The organism is Mesorhizobium sp. M2A.F.Ca.ET.039.01.1.1, from assembly GCF_003998035.1.
GTDB lineage: Bacteria > Pseudomonadota > Alphaproteobacteria > Rhizobiales > Rhizobiaceae > Mesorhizobium.
Genome location: NZ_RZRY01000825.1, coordinates 1 through 2,487, shown reverse-complemented (window position 1 = coordinate 2,487; position 2,487 = coordinate 1). Strand labels below are relative to the sequence as shown.

Sequence of the window (2,487 nt, the reverse complement as noted above, 5' to 3'; positions counted from 1 at the left end):
CGCGTCGTCTACGGAGCTGCGCAGGTCCTGCCCGGTCCGCACCTCGCCGGAGGCGAGCACCAGCGAGGCCTCATCCAGCCCGGAGCCGATCAGATATTCCTCATAGGCGCTCTCGTCCTTGAGATATTGCGAGCTCTTGCCCCGCGTCACTTTGTAGAGCGGCGGCTGGGCGATGTAGAGATGGCCGCGCTCGATCAGCTCCGGCATCTGCCGGAAGAAGAAGGTGAGCAGCAGCGTGCGGATGTGGGCGCCGTCGACGTCGGCGTCCGTCATCAGGATGATCTTGTGATAGCGCAGCTTGTCGGCATTGAACTCGTCCTTGCCGATCGAGGTGCCGAGCGCGGTGATCAGCGTGCCGATCATGTCGGAGGAGAGCATGCGGTCGAAGCGGGCGCGCTCGACATTGAGGATCTTGCCGCGCAGCGGCAGGATCGCCTGGTTCTGGCGCGAGCGCCCGCCCTTGGCCGAGCCGCCGGCGGAGTCACCCTCGACGATGAAGATTTCCGACTTGGCCGGATCGCGCTCCTGGCAGTCGGCGAGTTTGCCGGGCAGCGAGGTGACGCCGAGCGTGCTCTTGCGCGTGATGTCGCGCGCCTTGCGCGCGGCTTCGCGCGCAGCGGCCGCCTGGATCACCTTCTCGACCACGACCCTGCCTTCGCTCGGATGCTCTTCCAGCCAGGTACCCAGCGCCTCGTTGACCAGGCTCTCCACCACCGGGCGAACCTCGGACGAGACCAGCTTGTCCTTGGTCTGCGAGGAGAATTTCGGGTCGGGCACCTTGACCGAGAGAACAGCGGTCAGGCCTTCGCGGCAGTCGTCGCCGGTCAGCGAGACCTTTTCCTTCTTGGTCTGGCCGGAAGACTCGCCATAGCCGGTGATCTGCCTGGTCAGCGCCGCGCGGAAGCCGGCCAGATGTGTGCCGCCGTCGCGCTGCGGGATGTTGTTGGTGAAGGCCAGCACATTCTCGTGGTAGCTGTCGTTCCACCACATCGCGACTTCGACGGTGATGCCGTCGCGCTCGGCGCGGATGGCGATCGGCGCCTCGATCAGCGGCTTCTTCACCCGGTCGAGATATTTGACGAACTCTTCCAGCCCGCCGTCATAATGAAGCTCATGGCGCACAAGGTCGGCATGGCGCGCATCGGTCAGCACGATGCGCACGCCGGAATTGAGGAAGGCGAGCTCGCGCAGCCGGTGCTCCAGCGTGTTGTAGTCGAACTCGACCATGGTGAAGGTCTCGGCCGACGGGAAGAAGGTGATCTCGCTGCCGCTGCGGCCTTCATAGGTGCCGGGCTGCTTGTCCTGCACGTAGCTGCCGGTCACCTTCAGCGGCGCGTCGGCATTGCCATGCGTGAAGCTCATCTCGAAAATCTCGCCGTTGCGGCGGATCTTGAGCTTGAGCCAGGCGGAAAGCGCGTTGACCACCGAGACGCCGACGCCATGCAGGCCGCCGGACACTTTATAGGAGTTCTGGTCGAATTTGCCGCCGGCATGCAGCTGCGTCATGATCACTTCGGCCGCCGAAACACCCTCCGAGGGGTGGATATCGGTCGGAATCCCGCGGCCATTGTCGATGACGGTGACGGAACCGTCGGGGTTGAGCGTCACCGAGACGAGGTCGGCGTGGCCGGCAAGCGCCTCGTCGATGGCGTTGTCAACCACCTCATAGACCATGTGATGCAGGCCCGAGCCGTCGTCTGTGTCGCCGATATACATGCCCGGACGCTTGCGCACCGCGTCCAACCCCTTCAAAACCTTGATGGAATCGGCGCCGTACTCGGCTTGCGCGCCAATGGCGCTTTCGGTCTGATCGCTCATGAAAACCTGTCTGATTGATGTCGCTGGTCCGGCGCCGAAAAATGGCCGCGAATCGCGCCGTTTTGATGTCCTAGATATAGGCGCAAATGGCGGATTTTCCAAGGTTTGCGGGCATTTTGCCGGCTTGGCGGCAAGGTGCTTCCACGCCCGCGCTGATACGGTCCCGGCGTTCGGCCGAAAGGGGTCGATGAAACGCAAAAGGCCGCGCCTAAGCGCAGCCTGATAATTGCCTTGCTGGGAAGCTTTCGTGCCTATTCGGCCGCGCGCAGCGTCTTCAGCGCCCCGCTCCAGCGGAACAACTCGTCCAGCATTGTCTTCGCTCCGCCCTGCACTTGCTCGCTCGGATGATAGGCGCGCTTCTCATCGAGCAGGCTCGCATAGGCCGGTAGCGCCACCCCCTCCGGGATCGGCATGACGCCGACCGAGGTGAGCAGCGGCTTCAGCGATTGCGCGGCGCGCAATCCGCCGGATACGCCGCCATAGCTGAAGATCGCCGCGGGCTTGTAGCGCCACTCATGCAGCAGATAGTCGATGGCGTTCACGATCGCGGGCGCCACGAAGTAGTTATACTCCGGCGCCACGAACACGAAGGCGTCGGCGGCGTCGATCGCCTTTGACCACGCCTTGGTATGGTCGTTCTCATATTTGCGCAGCCGCGGATGGTGTGGC

At 63.8% G+C, this 2,487-nt stretch carries 2 protein-coding genes; both read right to left on the bottom strand.

Going from position 1 to position 2,487, the window contains the following annotated elements:
• Window positions 1-1,818 (bottom strand): DNA gyrase subunit B (locus tag EOA24_RS34260; protein ID WP_133374765.1); only part of this gene is annotated, 1,818 nt, incomplete at its 3' end.
• 251 nt (window positions 1,819-2,069) lie between these two features.
• The coding region (locus EOA24_RS34255) for an NADPH-dependent FMN reductase (protein WP_133374764.1) at window positions 2,070-2,487 on the bottom strand (418 nt) is incomplete at its 5' end.